15 protein-coding genes and 1 pseudogene are annotated in these 16,725 nt (G+C 53.6%); 13 read left to right on the top strand and 3 right to left on the bottom strand.

Annotated features, from left to right (window positions below; all coding sequences use genetic code 11):
* Window positions 1-91: 91 nt before the first annotated feature.
* The 9 genes from RT657_RS07610 (at window position 92) to RT657_RS07570 (ending at window position 7,596) form a co-directional block, all read left to right on the top strand.
* On the top strand, window positions 92-538 hold the full coding sequence (locus RT657_RS07610; RefSeq protein WP_313653481.1) for a conjugation system SOS inhibitor PsiB family protein: 447 nt from the start codon (window positions 92-94) through the stop codon (window positions 536-538).
* Complete coding sequence (locus tag RT657_RS07605) at window positions 535-1,179, top strand: plasmid SOS inhibition protein A (protein WP_313653479.1); 645 nt, start codon at window positions 535-537, stop codon at window positions 1,177-1,179. The genes RT657_RS07610 and RT657_RS07605 overlap by 4 nt, the downstream gene beginning before the upstream one ends.
* Window positions 1,180-1,337: 158 nt before the next feature.
* Window positions 1,338-1,619: a type II toxin-antitoxin system RelE/ParE family toxin gene (locus tag RT657_RS07600; RefSeq protein WP_313653478.1), complete on the top strand. Its 282-nt coding sequence runs from the start codon at window positions 1,338-1,340 to the stop codon at window positions 1,617-1,619.
* A complete protein-coding gene (locus RT657_RS07595) occupies window positions 1,619-1,936 on the top strand; it encodes a HigA family addiction module antitoxin (protein WP_313653477.1) in 318 nt (105 codons plus the stop codon). Before RT657_RS07600 ends, RT657_RS07595 begins: the two co-directional genes overlap by 1 nt.
* Before the next feature lie 344 nt (window positions 1,937-2,280).
* Window positions 2,281-2,568, top strand: coding sequence for a hypothetical protein (locus RT657_RS07590; protein WP_313653476.1), 288 nt, complete (start codon window positions 2,281-2,283; stop codon window positions 2,566-2,568).
* Window positions 2,555-3,109 carry a hypothetical protein gene (locus tag RT657_RS07585; protein ID WP_313653475.1) on the top strand — a complete coding sequence of 185 codons (555 nt, stop codon included), beginning with the start codon at window positions 2,555-2,557 and terminating at the stop codon, window positions 3,107-3,109. The genes RT657_RS07590 and RT657_RS07585 overlap by 14 nt, the downstream gene beginning before the upstream one ends.
* A 1-nt stretch (window position 3,110) precedes the next feature.
* Window positions 3,111-4,022 carry a hypothetical protein gene (locus RT657_RS07580; RefSeq protein WP_313653474.1) on the top strand — a complete coding sequence of 304 codons (912 nt, stop codon included), beginning with the start codon at window positions 3,111-3,113 and terminating at the stop codon, window positions 4,020-4,022.
* Window positions 4,023-4,394: 372 nt separating this feature from the next.
* Window positions 4,395-7,337, top strand: a complete 2,943-nt coding sequence (locus RT657_RS07575) for a colicin-like bacteriocin tRNase domain-containing protein (RefSeq protein ID WP_313653473.1) — start codon at window positions 4,395-4,397, stop codon at window positions 7,335-7,337.
* Window position 7,338: 1 nt separating this feature from the next.
* Entirely contained in the window at window positions 7,339-7,596 is a 258-nt protein-coding gene (locus tag RT657_RS07570; RefSeq protein ID WP_313653472.1) for a bacteriocin immunity protein, read from the top strand.
* 197 nt (window positions 7,597-7,793) lie between these two features.
* Here RT657_RS07570 and RT657_RS07565 read toward each other — a convergent pair whose 3' ends face one another.
* Window positions 7,794-8,045, bottom strand: coding sequence for a hypothetical protein (locus tag RT657_RS07565; RefSeq protein WP_313653470.1), 252 nt, complete (start codon window positions 8,043-8,045; stop codon window positions 7,794-7,796).
* Between the two features lie 40 nt (window positions 8,046-8,085).
* Window positions 8,086-9,199: pseudogene (locus RT657_RS07560) on the bottom strand (IS3 family transposase).
* Between the two features lie 177 nt (window positions 9,200-9,376).
* Between RT657_RS07560 and RT657_RS07555 the strand changes: the two are divergent.
* The 3 genes from RT657_RS07555 to RT657_RS07545 all read left to right on the top strand — a co-directional run bounded on the left by RT657_RS07555 (window position 9,377) and on the right by RT657_RS07545 (window position 12,596).
* Window positions 9,377-10,117, top strand: a complete 741-nt coding sequence (locus tag RT657_RS07555) for an NADPH-dependent oxidoreductase (RefSeq protein ID WP_313653468.1) — start codon at window positions 9,377-9,379, stop codon at window positions 10,115-10,117.
* A gap of 167 nt (window positions 10,118-10,284) precedes the next feature.
* On the top strand, window positions 10,285-11,487 hold the full coding sequence (locus RT657_RS07550) for an MFS transporter (RefSeq protein ID WP_313653467.1): 1,203 nt from the start codon (window positions 10,285-10,287) through the stop codon (window positions 11,485-11,487).
* A gap of 428 nt (window positions 11,488-11,915) precedes the next feature.
* Complete coding sequence (locus RT657_RS07545) at window positions 11,916-12,596, top strand: type 1 glutamine amidotransferase domain-containing protein (RefSeq protein WP_313653465.1); 681 nt, start codon at window positions 11,916-11,918, stop codon at window positions 12,594-12,596.
* Between the two features lie 919 nt (window positions 12,597-13,515).
* Here RT657_RS07545 and clcA read toward each other — a convergent pair.
* Window positions 13,516-14,904, bottom strand: a complete 1,389-nt coding sequence (gene clcA, locus RT657_RS07540; protein WP_313653464.1) for a H(+)/Cl(-) exchange transporter ClcA — start codon at window positions 14,902-14,904, stop codon at window positions 13,516-13,518.
* Window positions 14,905-15,416: 512 nt separating this feature from the next.
* Here clcA and RT657_RS07535 point away from each other — a divergent pair.
* Window positions 15,417-16,643, top strand: a complete 1,227-nt coding sequence (locus tag RT657_RS07535; protein WP_313653463.1) for an FAD-dependent oxidoreductase — start codon at window positions 15,417-15,419, stop codon at window positions 16,641-16,643.
* Window positions 16,644-16,725 lie beyond the last annotated feature (82 nt).

The following is a 16,725-nucleotide window of genomic DNA, read 5'->3' as shown; positions in this document are numbered from 1 at the left end:
CCGGTCAGGCTGGCAGGGTTGCCCCCTGCCGGATACCTCTCCGGCCCGATAACCGGGCCGGAGCCACGAACCCCGAAACAGAGCAAACATAATGATCCGAAATGAACATTTTACCCTGAATACGTTGCAGTCGTTTTCAGGCTGTGATCTTGAAGAACTGAGCGAACATGGAGAAGCCGCGCGCCTTCGCATGTGCGGCCTGGTACACAGCGCGCTGAAGCTGCCAGACAGCTGGCGCATGGATTGCGAGATGCGCGGCGAATGGGGCGGAGCCTATCCCATCCATCTGCGACTGACGCAGCCTGAAATAGAAGAGATCGCCGTTGAGCTGGTCAGCCCGTCTGCCTGCTGGCCCGCATGGTGCACGGTAGTGGCAGACAGCCGCAGCCGCAGCCGACTGCGCCTGTACGTCAGCGACCAGCTTGATCCGATGGCACCACAGGAAAAACTGTCAGTAATTGCTGAGTACACGCGGGCAGGCTTCACCGGCGCTGGTGAGCTTGTTGCCGCGATGAAGATGGGAGAATACGCCGCATGATCCCATCCTCACTGGCCCTGGTGCCGCTGTTACCAGAACGACAGGCCGCACTTAAGGCAATCGCAATCGTTGAGCACGCACAGCAGCGGGGGACACGACTTGCCCGCCATCCGTACGCGGCCGCGTTTATGAAGCAGCTGAGCGGTATGAGCCGCATCAGCGTCCAGGGGCTGAACCATATCAGAGGAATTTATCTGCGGCCGCGCGAGAAGCGTGCGCCGCTGCCGGAATGGGAAAGCGCCCTGGATACGTTTCTCAGAACGGCAGGTGATGTATGTCCATTGCCACTGCCGGGAGAACTCGCGCTGATCCTGTTTCCGGAAATCGCTTTCCGCCGCTCAGAACGCGCTGAACATGCAGCAAAAAAAAGTGTGAGCCGTATAGTGCGGCGTGAAAAGCTGGCGGAGGACTATCGGGCGCGCCAGCTGGAAAATCGTATCTGTCAGGCAGAAACAGAGCTGGCTTTCCGCACGCCTGATACGCTGCGCGGCTGGTTTACCGCCTGGTGCGACTTCGTGCCAGAACACGATCTGAAAAATATGATCAGAGCCTGGTCGCGCCGCTTTCTGTCACTGGCCGGACTTGAAACCCTTCAGTTGTACTCTCCGGATGCAGCATGTGACGTAGCCTGGGAGATTTAACAGCGCGTGCCACATATCAGCACAGTGCAACGTGAGATGAATAGATGGTTGGTACCAAACAAATTACAACGACCAGGCATGAAAAATGATGATAATTTTGTTTCCTCACGCGAAACACATGCTATAATGTTTCCCGAGACGAAACACGGAGCACTATCGTGATAAAGAGCTGGAAGCATAAGGGTTTACAGAAACTTTTTGAGAAAGGTGATGTGAGCGGTGTACAGTCCAAAGATGCTGAACGCATCAGGCTTCGCCTGCTGGTGATTGATGAAGCAGTATCAACGGATGAATTTAAAAACTATCCGGGCTTTAACTTTCACCCCCTTAAGGGAAACAGGAAAAATATTTATTCAATCACGGTCAGAGCTAACTGGCGCATCACATTCGAATTTGAAAATGGTGATGCCTATATTCTCAACCTGGAGGACTATCACTGATGGCCATGTTTAATCCCCCGCATCCGGGCGGCCTGATTACCGAGTACATTGAAGACAACAATATCGGCCTGCGCGTACTGGCGAAAGAGCTGGGTGTATCCGCATCGGCGCTGAGCAAGGTTGCCAGCGGTAAAGCGTCGGTCAGCCCGGAAATGGCGGTGCGCCTGGAGGCGGGGCTGGGTATTGCGGCGCGCCTCTGGCTATCCATGCAGGCCGCCTGTGATCTGCATAAAGCGCGTGCCACCACGGATGTTTCCGGCGTGCGCCTGCACCGGGGTGTGCTGGCTGATTCCGCACAGGATCGGCCAGGCAATTAATCTTTACGAGTTATCCTGAACCGCTCCGCCTGGCGCGGTTTTGCTTTGCGCTTTCTGCCAGCCCCGGAACGGCAACACCGCCGCCCTGCGGGCCGGGAATAGCCGGTGCTGCCGCACCGGCCGTCCCAGTAAGGCCGCTTATATCCTTCGTACACCTGCCTCCTTATGTACCGGTAATTCTCGGGTCAGCTATTTTTTTCCGTCGTCAATAAAGTCGTATTAACAGCAACAGCAACAGCAACAGCAACAGCGTGGGCCCCCTTCGGCTCCCCGGCAAGCCGGGTCGTCGAGCCCATGTCACTATCCGCGGCGGGGCACTTTCCCTGCAGGAGCTGACACCAGTTATGTCTCTTCCTGAAGCTGAACGCGCCGGGTCGTGGAAACGACTTTTTTCTGCCGATACGGGTGTCAGTGTACCAAGAACAGCGCTGGCGAAACCTGCTCCGGATGAGAACACTGCTGAACTTGCCCGCGGAGCAATTGGCGTCAATGAAGTTGCATACCATGCTTACCGCCTGCCGGGCACCCCGTGGACGATTTCTGACGACGGTCGTTACGTGCCGCAGAGCGTGCTGAGCTCACCGGCAGCACTCACGGATTTTTTAAACGGAGGTGGCCATGACGGACAATAATTCAGTGATCGACAGCGCATGCGTTAACCGGCATGCAGGACGTTCGTGGCTTATTGACGTGCTGAGTGAAACCGGCACGCTCGCCTGGGGAATGCTGGCTGCCGTCGTCGCGGGCATCGTCTGGCCCGCCACGCTTGTGCTCAGCCTGCCGGTGCTGATGTTATGGGCACTGGTCGTGGGGCCCGCTGGCCGCTGGAAGATGCCGATGCGCATGCCGGCGGATATGAACCGGGATGACCCGTCCACCGAGCGTAAGGTTCCGGCGAAGGTGCTCGGCTTCCTGCCGGTGGCGACCGTGCGCATTCATACCGGCAGGGCAGCAGGTATCCTTTACGCCGGCTACCTGCGCGGCAGGGATGCTGGCCGCGAGCTGTGGCTCTCCATGGACGACCTGACCCGTCATGTACTGATGTTCGGCACCACCGGCGCTGGAACTTTCCGCTGCGGAAAGCAGCACGCTGGGCCGTCTTTACCAGTCACAGCTGGCCATGATTCTGAGTCAGAACCTCGGCGAGAAGCTGGAAGGGCGCCCGGGAGATAACATGAAGGTGCGGAAGTTTAAGGACCGCTTTCCGCTGCTCTGGATAATCGATGAGGTGGGTGCAGGCTACAGCGAAAAGCTGGGCGAGCTGGCCACGCAGATCCGCTCGCTGGGCTACTGCCTGCTGCTCGCCGGGCAGGAGGTGCAACGTCTGAAGACGGCGGCGGGCTACGCGGTGTGGACCCTGATTGCCAACATGGGCGTACGCATAACCGGCAAAATCATGGATCCGAAAGATACGCTGGAAATCCTGCAGCTGATGGCCGGCACCGAATACCGCGCGCACATGAGCGCGCTGGTACAGCAGGGCAGCATCCTCGGCAGCGGCCTGAGCGACGACCCGCGCCTGCAGGTGAGCGAAAAGAAAAAGGTCGACGTGGAAGAAGTTCAGGCTTTGCAGGAAGGTGAAAACGTGACCCTGTTCAGGGGGCAGGTGGTTCGCGGCAGTTCGCTCTACATCGCTGACACCGACAAGTTCACGAATGAAGCGGTGCGCATTAACCGCTTTATGGAGGTCAGTCCGCCTTCTGAAGCCCGCCTGCTGGCCGCGATGCCGTACCGCCGGCGCCGCAGTTACGTACGGGCCGACCGGGTACAGCATATCCTGCAGGTGCTGGACGCACCGCCGGGGGCGCAGCATACGGATAAACTGGTGCTGACCTATCCGGCGCTGGCCGTAGTCTGTGAGTTTGATCTCGAATGTGAGTACAGCTGGAAGCGCCCCCCATCAGCAGCGGTGCGCTCTTCGGTACTCTGGCGTATGGTACTGGAAAGCCTTCCCGTAAGGGGCAGGGGTTACAAGGTCCGCCTGCGTGAACCCCGCCTGATGAGTGTTTCGCGTGAGGCGATTGAAAACGCCGTACAAAATTATGTGCTGCTGAGGCCCGTTAATATGGCGTCAGCATCAAACTGACAAAGTGGAGATGGCAACGATGTTCGGTACAATATCTTATCAGAAATCCCTTGTTAGTATTATTAGATTCGGTTTGAATTTAGAGAATTATTCTATCATAAGGATTTCTCCAGCATCTCAACGCCGGTATTTAATGCTTCAGTCTGTGCCTCTTTCTAAATTAAAGGTGGAAGACGTTACTACTGTTAATGGACAGAATTAAATGTCAGTGGATGACATGTTTTAAGTATTGAGGTTGTAAACGGCAATAGTAACGAGATGCGCAATAAGCCTTACTATTGACGTGGTTATTGTCTTGCCGTATTTTTACTGAGTGCTGTATTTTCATATAGCCGCTTCAGTTTTTACAATACAATCAAGGAGGAATGTGCCATGGGTGGCAATGGGGGCGACAATGCCCATAATAATCAGTTTGGTGGTGGTAGTAAGGGGCCTACTGGGGGAGTTAATGGTGTAGCAGGTTCCGGGGGGGGCAATAGTGGCAATGGATGGACCACAACTACCGATCCCGGTGGCTGGACGGTGCATCATTACACTGGTGCAGGAGGTAAAACCAGTAGCCAAGGAAATGGCGGAGGGAACAGTAATAGTGGAGCTGCTCCCGGGAGCGTCAATGTCAATCTGTCTCTGTTTCCGGAGGCTCAGGCTTCGGTAGCGGCGGGAATGTCAATGAACATTTCCGTGATTGATGGTTTGTGGGGTTTTACTTTTTTAAAATCGAAAACTGTCACCAGTACGATTGAATCTGCACTTTCCCGCCTGATGGGGCTGGCAGCGGAGACGGCACCTCTGGCCGGCCGTTTTGCTGGCGTAGTAGTTGGGTCGCTGTTGCCTGGCACGATTGCTAAAGACGATCCCGCTTATATGGGACCAATTCAGGACCGCATTGTGCAGGCGCTACTGGCGGAAAAGGTCACGGATATCGCGCCAGAAGCCTTAACACTGTCAGGTAATGTGCCGGTTAATGTGCGTATCCGGGATATCGTGAAGGATGAAAAACAGCATATAGCTGTGGTGCGACCGGGGAAAACACAGCCCGCGGAACAAGTTCAGGTGATCGAAGCTATCGCCACGCCACGCAAGGATGTCTGGCAGGTTACTCTGATTAGCGGGATGCCGCCGATACATATTCACCTATCCGATCAATCTCAGGCAGCAGTCAGCAATCCTTCGAGAATAATTACTAACGTTATAGATGATGCTCCTGCAAATGTAACGCCTTCCGGTGGTGGTAATACCCATGATGCAATCGTGCGTTTCCCTACGGATGCGCAACAGAAGCCGATTTATATTTCGTTGATCGATGTTATACCTGCCACAAGTCTGAAATATATAAGCCAACTGGCAGAGAAACAAAAAGCTGAGTGGCTGCTGGCATCTCAGCTTGACATGCTTAACTCTGCACTGCCGCGTATTCAAAGACCGGATTATAAATTGCCGGATTTTACTGATGACGAGAACGCATTATTCAGACAGGATAGTTATGCTGCGCAACTGGCGCTGATTAAATTATTTGAAATTTCACATGTAAAGGCGGGTGCAGACTCATTAGAGGCCGAAGCGGTTGTCGCACGTGCAAAAGGCGAAGGGGACAAAGCGGCGCGTCTGTTGCAGCAGGCAAAAGACCTGCGCAATAGCGTACCGGCAATGGAGATTCAGCTATCAACACTACGTGATGAAGCAGCGAAGGTACATGAGCAATATGAAATAATGTATGAAGCTGCGACGAAACGATTTTTCCAGCAGCGGGCAGAAGCCAATCAAAGAGCAATAGAAGCTTATCGTCAACAGCGCAAAGAGGAGATGGAAAATTACCTGAAGGAGGCGATGGATGCAGCCAATATAAAATCAGCAGAGCAATTGAAAAAGGAAATTGAAAGTAACTTTCTGGCAATAAATATTCCACTAACTGATCTGCTTAGGCGGGATATTAAAGAATTTCTTAGCACCATTGACATCGCTGCTCGTGAAGTCATTGTTCCGGCAATCACCATTACGAAACGACCTATTCCGGATATTACCTTTCCGGCGATCCCTACTCCGGGAATCACCGATTCCAAACTGGAACTAACCCCGGGTATAACTATAAATCCAATCCCTTTTCCGGAAGTCACTGAACCCAAGCCGCAAATAATTATCCCACCATTTAATATCCCTCAACCCCCGTCTTTGCAGCCACAAAAAAGCCTGGCGGAGCGTCAGAACTGGGCGCATTTCCAACTTGCTAAACCCGGAACTGTAGTGCTGAGAGGGTTTTCTTCTGCTGTGTCACCCAGTCGCTCTCCGCTAAGTTTTGCCGGGCACGAAAACGGCAGCGTGACTTTCGCGGGTGAGGCAGCCGTTCAGCTTTGGCAACGAGTGACAGAGGTCCGCCAGGCGTTGCAACAAATCAGCCAGTCTGTGCCTGTGGCAGCGATGCTGACCGGTATCAGCAGAGAGGAAAGTGATATCAGCACGGTGATGCTGGCAGGAGAGGTGCTGGATCTACCGCCGGAAGCGACTCTGAGACAGGGACGCGATACGGTGGAGCTTTTCCTGACTGCTCAATTGGTGCATAGAGAAAACCAGCTAAGTGTTGCGCTGATACGGCACCCACAGCCCGTCGCAGTGCCGGTGATTCATTTATCGATGTGGCCGGATGAAGATACCGGTTTTTATAGCTACACACTGATGGATGATGCTGGTATCCGTGTGCCGGTTTTGATTACGCCTGATAAGGCACCCGGTACCGAACCACTGTCGCTTGAAGTACCGGAAATTCCAGAAGCGATTATTCATACGGGAAATCATAGCGGTAACCAGCCAGCACCGATTATTGAAACATTCCCTACCGCAGAGGATACCGGCTACCGTGACCTGATTCTGATACCACCAGTAGCCTCTGGTCTGAAACCTATCTACATCATGTTTGATGACCCGCGTAATCTGCCGGGTGAAGTCACGGGTATAGGGCAGGAGGTGAGCGGAAACTGGCTTGAACCCGCCAGTAAAAATGATGGTGTGCCAGTCCCTGCGCAGATAGCCGATAAATTGCGCTGGCAGAAATTCAGCAATTTCGATAGCTTTCGTAAGGCGTTCTGGACAGAGGTGGGAATGGATCCAGATCTAAGCAAACAATTCAAGGCGGGCAACCTTGGCAACCTTCGAGCAGGTAACGCCCCTTCCCCCAATGAATCGGAACATGTAGGTAGACGTATTAAATATGAATTACATCATGTTAAGCCGATTAAAGACAAAGGTGCAGTGTATGATGTTGATAATATTCGTATAGTTACACCAAAGCGGCATATTGAAATTCATGAAAAGAGTAAATGATATGCAAAAAAAAACAATTTCTGATTATACCGAGGCTGAATTCTTAGCCTTTGTGAAGAAAATTTTTAATGTTCAAAGTACGACAGAGGAAGAAAATATTAATGATGTCCTCGACTTCAAAAGATTGTGTGAACATCCATCAGGAGCCGATCTTATCTATTATCCAGATGATAGCAGGGAAGACAGCCCTGAAGGTGTTGTAAAGGAAGTGAAAGAATGGCGGGCTGCAAACGGGAAGCCAGGGTTTAAGTCAGCTTAAGCAGATAATTAATTTACTAACCGGGAAGTATCTGCTTGAGATACTTCCCGGGATGTCATAATCCTCTGCTCTGTAAGGCTACGCTATTGGCGCGCCTACAATATCCTTCCGTTGATGCGATGCTTCTGACCCCCGTAGCTGCCACAAGTTAGGGATGCAGAGCGTTTCATGAGCCGAAATCCGGACACTATAGGCATTCAAAAGATGTTGTTATCGCTGAGATTTTTCGAAAGCTGACAGGTGACAAAAAAACGATAGTAGTGTGCTTTTCCCTGATTGAGCTGATTAGCTGAGCCCGCTTTTTTTACCTCATCCTCAAAACATCCTCTCTCGCAAGAAATCCGCATGACGGCAATCCGCTGGCGGAGGACGTTGCCTGCATTGTGAACGCCGGAAGCGACGATATCTTCTCCCATTGGCCGTTTCATCCAGGCAACTTTTCCGGCCAACTTAAGGTTCCATGAGCTGGCCTGCTACGGCTGACTCAGCTCATGAAGCATTGTCCCACCACCGGTGGGTTGAATCGCCACGGATAATCCAGACACTTCCGAGCCGTTGATAATACTGGTTTTCATATTCTGTCAGTGACATCTGATCGCTCGAACCATGCCGACGCTTACTGTTATAAAACATTTCGATGTAATCAAAAATATCGCTGCGGGCTTCTTCCCGCGTTCCGTAGATCTTTTTCTTTATCCGTTCGCGTTTCAACAACTGGAAAAAGCTTTCTGCAACCGCATTATCGTGGCAGTTACCGCGACGGCTCATGCTGCCCTCGAGGCCGTGTGATTTCAGGAACGACTGTCACTCATGGCTTGTGTACTGACTGCTCTGATCCGAATGAACCAGCACCTGTTTTTGGGGATTACGCCGCCATACAGCCATCAGCAATGCGTTCAGGACAATGTTCTTTGTCATCCGGGATTGCATGGACCAGCCGATAATTTTGCGTGAGAACAGATCAACAACCACGGCAAGATACAGCCAGCCTTCGTGGGTCCTGATATAGGTTATGTCCGTTACCCAACGCTCATCCGGAGCATCCGGATTGAACTGTCGCTGGAGCCTGTTGGGCGACACGATACTGGCCTCGCCTTTACGTGCCCGCTGTCCCGCAGATCCACATGGATCCTGCGATAACCATAGACGCATCCCGACTCCAGCCAGAACTGTTTAATCTGCCCGGTCAGCATCTGGTCTGTCTGATGGCGCTGTGAATGCGGCTGCTGAAGCCAGGCGTAAAAGCCACTGGGATGAACATCCAGCACCCGACAGAGCAGGCGAACAGGCCAGCAACGGGCGTTGTCACGGATAAAGGCGTACCTCAGTCGGACAGCTTTGCGAAGTACGCCGCGGCTTTTTTTAATATGTCCCGTTCGTCGGTAACCCGCTTCAGCTCTTTCTGGAGACGGCGAATCCCGGCCTGAGCATCTGACTGTTCTTTATTATCGGAAGAATCCGGACCGTATTTCTTTATCCAGGCGTAAAGGCTGTGGGTGGTGATATCGAGACGTGTTGCAACGCTGGAAACAGAATAACCACGATCAACAACCTGTTTGACTGCTTCAATTTTAAACTCTTCAGGATAACGCTTACCGCTCATGGGCACCTCTCTTTAAGCCATCTTAAATGACTCCGAGGTGTCTGTTAAACCCGTGGCGATTCAGTACACACGCATGTACATACTAAAAAGCAGTTACAAAAATTATGCTAAAAACCCTCTATTTACCAAGTACGTGGACATGCAACTGTTATAGTTGCGCTTTCTATGGGAGGAACCATGAGCGATTTGATTGATATTTTTACCAGCCATAAAAGTGAACGCAGTTTTACCGATCAGCCTGTTGACGAAGCTGTGCTGGATCGGATTATCAGCACCGCTTATCGCGCACCCACCTCCGTCAACTCGCAGCAGGTTTCAGTCGTCATCACCCGTGATGCCGGACGCCGCGCTGAGATCGCCGCTATTGCAGGCGGCCAGCCGTGGATCGCGAAAGCCCCGGTCTTTATCACCTTCGTACTGGATATGCACAAATCAGCAGTTGCAATCGACGCGGTCGGTCAGCAGCAGATTGCGCATGAGAGCATCGAAAGCATCGTGTCGGGTGCAACCGATATCGGTATTGCGCTGGGGTCAGTCATGGCCGCCGCGCGGGCAGAAGGGCTGGGCATCGTGCCGATTGGAGGGATTCGTCGCGATCCGCAGGCGATGATTTCGCTGCTTGAGCTGCCGCCGCTGACTTTCCCGGTGGCTGGTGTGGTAATCGGGCATGTTGATGAGCCTGCGCATCAGAAACCGCGTTTACCGCTGGCGACGTTCCGCCATGATGAAACTTACCAGACGCAGGGCCTGGCGCAGCAGATTGCTGCCTATAACGATGAAATGGTTCAGCACTGGAAAAACATCGGTCGCAATGACGGCGAAAGCTGGAGTGACAGCGTCAGCGGTTACTACAGGCACATTTACTTCCCGGACGTCCTGCCTGCACTACTGAAACAGGGCTTCGGAACAGATAAATAGTCCGCTCTTTTTCTGACGACTGAAAAGCAAAAAGCCACCCGTATAGTATTACGGGTGGCTTTTTCATTTTGTTACTATAACGAAGTGTGACTTTCCTGGTTGTAGCACATAATTTTTTTCTAACCGAAGCGCCACTCTCTTTAACACTTATCTTCAAGGGATATGATATGTCTAAGCGTTCACTCTACGCGCTCTGCCTGATGAGTTTTTTTCTGGCCGACGTCCGCGACGGCCTGGGACCTTTTCTGGGCATCTTTCTGACGGAACGACACTGGCGTCCTGACGAAATCGGTCTGGTAATGACCTGTGGCGGCATCGCTGGCCTCCTTGCTACGCTGCCGGCCGGGATTGCCGTCGATGCCACCCGCTATAAAAAAATGATCGTGCTGGTGGGCTGTCTGGTCATCACCGTAGCCACGCTGCTGCTGTGGTACAGCAATCAGACCTGGACGGCAATGGTGTCTCAGATTGTGGCGGGCATTGCGGCCGCGTTTATCGGTCCGACTGTCGCGGGTATCACGCTGGGGCTCACCGGCCAGCGCGGCTTTAACCAGCAGATGGGCCGCAACGAAGCCTTCAATCATGGCGGTAACACCATAGCGGCCTTACTGGCCGGATTCTCCGCCTGGTACTGGGGAATGGGGGGCGTTTTTATTCTGATGACGGTCATGGCGATTTTCGCCGCCTTCGCCACGCTGGCGATACGCGGTGATGAGATCGACAACGAAGTGGCGCGCGGCTATGAGCAGCATGAGGAACGTCAACCCGCGCTGGGCCTGGCCGTGCTGATGCGCAAACCGGCGCTGATGATTGCCGGTGTCACACTGCTGCTGTTTCATCTCGCTAATGCCGCGTTACTGCCAATGCTGAGCATGCGCGTCGCTTCTGAGGGAGGACAGGCAGCGGTAAGCCCGGGTCTTTACGCGGCTGCCACGGTCGTGATCTCTCAGCTGGTCATGATCCCGGTCGCGCTGTGGGTTTCTAAGCGGGTCGAAACGCACGGTTTTCGTCTGTTTATCCTGATTGCCCTGATGATCCTGCCGCTGCGTGCCGTTATCGCGGCGAGTTTTGCCGGGCCCATCTTTGTGATTCCCGTTCAGGTACTGGATGGCGTTGCGGCCGGGATCCTGGGGGTGGCGGTGCCGGGTTATATCGTTTCTTTGCTGCGCGGAACAGGGCATGTCAACGCCGGACAGAGCGTCATTATGCTGATGCAGGGTGCAGGCGCGGCGCTGAGCCCTGCCATGACGGGGATGATCGCCGCGCGTTACTCTTACAGCACCGCCTTTGCGGTTCTCGGCGTTATTGCCCTGGCCGCCCTGATCCTGTGGTGGCGCACCGGCCATTCTCCTGCTGCCCGGCTCGCCTGAGACTGCAAAGAAAAGGCTGTCTTAAGGGCAGCCTTTTTTACTGGCCTGGATCCGGAGCAGCTATTCAGCGATCCCACACGTTGTTCATCTGTCCGCCAGCTGTTCTGCTTCCGGCATCGCCCGCATCCGGAAACGGACAGGAATGAATTGCTGCCCGGTTGAGCACGTTTGAGCGTATGGGCTGCGCAATAACCGGTTGCTCAACAGCGCGCGTGACGCGGCGCTTCTCTTATCATTAGCAGACGGGTCTGAGAAATCAGGCCACATTGGTTAAGCTATAATGTTATGTGAATGGCTGAAATTTAAGAAATAAATGACCTGAATAGTCAGGCTCCCGTCCCAGCTAAAGTGTCACGCAGCAGGGGCGATGCACACGCCAATTCTGATAATTCCTGAACCTCAACCACTGACTGTGAAATGGAGCGGAAATGAAAATTTTAATGGTTTTGACCTCGCATGATGAATTGGGTAACACCGGTAAGAAGACCGGCTTCTGGCTGGAAGAGCTTGCCGCACCTTACTATGCGTTTCTGGATGCGGGTGCAGAGATTACGCTGGCATCACCCAAAGGGGGCCAGCCTCCACTGGATCCGAAAAGTGATGAACCTGATTCTCAGACGGATGAGACCCGCCGCTTCCATGCTGACAGCGAGGCGCAGGCTGCGCTGGCCTCAACCGTGCCGCTGAATAGTGTCGATCAGGCCGCATTTGATGCCGTTTTCTATCCCGGCGGTCATGGCCCTCTATGGGACCTGGCGAACGACGAGCATTCTATCTCGCTGATTGAGCAGACCCTGCAGGCGGGTAAACCTGTTGCGCTGGTCTGCCATGCGCCTGGCGTGCTGCGTCACGTTAAAAATGCGGATGGTACACCGCTTGTTAAGGGCAAGAAGGTCACCGGCTTCACCAACAGCGAAGAAGAGGGCGTTGGCCTGACCGATGTGGTGCCGTTCCTGGTTGAAGATGCCCTGAAAGAGAATGGCGGTCTCTATTCACGCGGGGATGACTGGCAATCCTATACCGTGCAGGATGGTCTGCTGATCACCGGACAGAACCCTGGCTCCTCAGCGGAAACCGCGAAGGTACTGCTGTCGAATCTGGCGAAATAAGCGGATATGGGTTCTGAAAGGGCGCCCGCGGGCGCCTTTTTTATTTGATCAGATTGCAGAAAAAATAGTGACTCGCTGAACTATCTGGAATAAATGGAATTATTTCCTTTAATCCGATTCGTTATAAAAAACGTAAAGTCTGGTCTTTAAAACGCTATCAATTGCAGCTGGCTGAATATTTAAACATGGTTTTAAAACCAGTGTTGACAACCTTTTTTTTCTGCGTAGATTAAGAGTTGTCAGCGGCGTATAGCTGTCCTGATAAATCAGAACTGAAAGGGTTCTGAGTCAACGGTACCGGTCAGCGAATTTATTTATGTAACCGGTTTTTCTGTTAACAACCATGTCAGACACTGTTCGTTAATAACTGATAACCCTGTTAAATTGAGTCTGAGTTAAGCAGTATCGCGTCGCGATGATGTCAGGCCTCGTAGTTCTGAACGTGACTTTACGACAGGATACGATTGCGGTTTAAACGTCGTAATGAAAGTAAGGCAACGCATCAAAGAGTATATATCGCGATGGGGGTGTGCAGATTTATACGGGCCTGACCTGTCTTCGTTTCATAAAAGACTAACAGGTGGTTAAAACCGTTAATAACAGCGACATTACGACCCTGTTCGCTTTTATCCGCAGAATCTGTTCATTAATAGCAGTACCCAGTTATATCTTTTAATTAAGTCAGTTAATGGTAAATGTTAAATCAGTAGTAACCTAAAAGCCCTGGCTGTTTCAGTCAGGGCTTTTATCTTTCTGGCGTCAGGCTCCTGTAATCCGGCAACCGTGTTTAATCCTGCGTTTGCGAAAGTGACTTACATGAAGAACGAAAGGCCGGATAACGCCTGGGTTGCCAGTCAGGCACCGGAACAGATGCCTGCTGACTTTTTCGATAATAAATCGCTGAACGGATAACCCGCCCTCAGGGGCGGGTCGTTTCGGCCTGGCGGGCCAGTGTACGGGCCAGAATAGAGGAGTAGAGCGGTTTTCCGCCCATGAACTGTGCCAGCAGCGTAGCACCCAGGCAGGTAATAATCATTGGCAGGATAAGCTGATAGTTATCGGTCATTTCCAGCACCAGAACAATACCGGTCAGCGGTGCGCGTACCGACGCCGCAAACAGGGCGCCCATTCCCGCAATAGCAAAGGTCCCTGCCTCCAGATGATATAACGGAAACAGATCCGTCATCGCCACGCCAAAGGCGGTGCCCAGCAGCGTGCCCAGCGCCAGCATCGGTGCAAAAATGCCGCCTGGCGCACCTGAGCCGAAACAGAGCAGGGTGGTGACCAGCCTGACAACGAAGATCAGCAGCAGCAGTGTAAGTGGAAAAACGCCATGAACCGCCTGAGGGATCAGTCCTGACCCTCCGCCTGCACCGGGCGCAAACAGCAGCGCGAGAATGCCACAGCCGCCGCCCAGCAGGGCGCCCGCCAGAACCACGCGTGCCGTTTTTCCGGCATAAAAACGGGCAAAGAGATCCTGCGTCAGAAAGATCAGGCGATTAAACAGCACGCCGACCATGCCAATAATCATTCCCAGTATCAGGTAGAGCCAGAGCGTCTGTACCGGCGCATCTGCCAGTTTACCCACAGAGATCACCGCCAGTTCGCCGTTAAAATAGCGGTACACGATGCTTGCCATAATCACGCCGGTAAAAACCGCTTTAATCGAAATCAGGTTATAGCGAAACTGTGGCCGCATCTCTTCGATAATAAACAGAATTCCTGCCAGTGGCGCATTAAAGGCCGCTGCCAGCCCAGCCGCCGCGCCGGTTGCCAGCAAGGTATGCCGCGCTTCATTACTGCGCATCCCGATAAGATCGATCACCATCCGGCCAATGTTACCACCCAGTTGTACGGTGGGCCCCTCACGGCCCAGTACCATACCGGCACCCAGTGTGCCCATGCCGCCGAAGAACTTTACCGGAATAACCCGCCACCAGCGTACAGGCCGCAGCTCTTCCAGCGCCCCTTCAATTTCAGGAATACCGGAACCGCCCGCTTCCGGCGCAAAGCGTCTGACCAGAAAATAGCCCACCATCGCCAGCACTGCGGAGATAGCGAAGGCCGCCACGTAGATCGTCCAGCTCTGAAAATGTGCAGCGATCAGCGTGCCGGCCCGCCACTGCTGGATAGCTTCGACGGCGCGGGCAAAGGCCACCCCAGCCAGACCGACCAGCGTTCCGACCAGCGCGGCACAAAACAGCATGGCCAGCGGCGTTTTATCTCGATAGAGCAGGGCGCGAAACATCCGACTACGCGCCGCGATAGAGCGGGGAACATAAACCGACTGCGGTGATTCTTCATTCATTGAGAGGCATTCTTATTCGACCAGACCAGCGTCCCAGTTTACTGACAGGCCGGGTGAAAACAAACGAGAGTAATAAATCCATCTGTGGAAAAGCGTGACGACTTGTGTGGTGGACAAACCACTTGTGCCATCCGTTCGCGGTAGGCTGGGTTATCCTGATTTTTCAGTATTGATGCGACAGCCATCAGCGAGGCCCGAAACTGCCGCCTGGCAGAAATCAACACCGCAGGATGGCAGCAGAGAAGATGGGTGAAACCCTCTGTTTTGGCGTGGACCGTCTGTGATTTTCGGCTGGTGTGATCGCATTTTTTTGACGCCAGCTACAGAAGCGTTTGCAGGATATTGCGGAGCGCGTTCATCGCGAGTGTCTCACTGCCGACGCAGGTGCAGGGCGTTTCAGACCGGGCCACTTCGCCACGTGCTCTCCCCGGTACGGCATCCTTAACCGACTGCGGCAAAGCTGCACATTTAACGCAATACTCATCGTAAGACGGGCGCAACAGGGAGCTGACATGCAGCCACATTCCACTGAAATTCTCACCACTGACTGCTGTATCGTTGGCGGTGGCCCGGCCGGACTGATGCTGGGTTATCTGTTTGCCCGCGCGGGTCTGCGCGTAGTGGTCATCGAAAAGCACGCTGATTTTCTCCACGATTTTCGTGGAGACACCATTCATCCGTCGACGCTGGAGATTATGCATCAGCTCGGGCTGCTGGACGCTTTTCTGCGTCTGCCGCATCAGCGTGCTGAAAAACTGGAGGCGGAAATCGCTGGCGAAAATATCACCATGGCGGACTTCTCCCGCCTGCCGGTTCAGTGTCGCTTTATCGCCTTTATGCCGCAGTGGGATTTCCTGAACTTTATGGCGGAGCAGAGCGCCCGCTACCCCGGTTTCAGCCTGCTGCAATCCACCGCCTTTGAGTCGTTACATGAAGAGAATGGCCGGGTCAGCGGCCTCACGGCAAAACGCGGCAACCAGCAACTGCACATCCGCTGCAGCCTGGTGATCGGTGCGGATGGCCGTCATTCACGCGTCCGTGAAGCCGCCGGGCTGTCAGGACAGGCGTTTGGCGCTGCACGCGATGTGATCTGGTTCCGCCTGAGCAAGCAGCCTGACGATCCCGAACTGGGTATGGGCCACAAAGGGCCACGTCAGAACTTTATCGTCATCGATCGCGGTGACTACTGGCAATGTGGCCTGACCATTCCCAAAGGGGAGTTTGAGGCGAAGCAGGCCGCCGGGCTGGCGGCTTTTAAAGCGGAGGTGGCGGCATTATCGCCGTTTGACGTCACGCGGATGACAGAAATCAGCAGCTGGGACGCCTTTAAGCTACTTTCAATACGCATCGATCGCCTGGACAGGTGGGCGAGACCCGGGGTGCTCTGCATTGGCGATGCGGCACATGCGATGTCGCCGATTGGCGGGGTGGGCGTTAATCTGGCCATTCAGGACGCCGTGGCGACGGCGAACCTGCTGGCTGAACCGCTGAAACGGGGCGAACTGTCGCTGCGCGATCTGGACAAAGTGCAGAAACGCCGCCAGTTTCCGACCGTCGCCACTCAGTTCCTGCAGATTAAAATGAGCCGCAGCAAAGCCAGACGAAAAGCGACTCAGGGCAGCAAGGTGCCCGGCATCATCCGTCGCCTGCCGTTTCTGCGTTTTTTACTGGGTCGCCTGATTGGACTGGGTTTCCGGATGGAGTCGCCGGATGTTGCGCACGCTGATCAACAGCGTTAAATGCTTTCGACACTCATCCGATATCGTGCGACACTGTTTCGCTGTGAAAGTACTGTCAGATTGAGCCGCTATTTGTCTGATA

Origin of the sequence: Pantoea sp., from assembly GCF_032114055.1 — a bacterium.
GTDB lineage: Bacteria > Pseudomonadota > Gammaproteobacteria > Enterobacterales > Enterobacteriaceae > Pantoea.
Note: the sequence above shows the minus strand (reverse complement) of the source record. Positions and strands in the feature narration are given on the sequence as shown.